Source organism: Pantoea sp. SIMBA_079 (assembly GCF_046940275.1).
Lineage (GTDB): Bacteria > Pseudomonadota > Gammaproteobacteria > Enterobacterales > Enterobacteriaceae > Pantoea > Pantoea borealis.
Window position 1 is genome coordinate 1 of sequence record NZ_JAWRYR010000923.1, and the last position, 236, is coordinate 236.

The 236-nt window shown below is 60.6% G+C and carries 1 protein-coding gene; it reads left to right on the forward strand.

The window, feature by feature from the left end:
* Positions 1-236, forward strand: a 236-nt coding sequence (locus SB719_RS22630; RefSeq protein WP_412160105.1) for a hypothetical protein, incomplete at both ends; no start/stop codon positions are given.

The following is a 236-nucleotide window of genomic DNA, read 5'->3' on the forward strand; positions in this document are numbered from 1 at the left end:
GCAACCGGACCGAGACTTTCCGCTATCAAGGCCAGACGACGCTGATCGACGAACGTGACAAGCCTTCGGGACGCACGTTCAAGTATACCTACACCCCCGAACTGACCGGGCAACCCACCTCGATCACCCTCAAGGGCGCAAAGGCCGCCAACGGCGAAACCACCTTTGGTTACGCCAGGCCCGATGCGGAAATCACGTTGGCAGACAATGCCGCCGGCACCCGGCACTATGCCTAT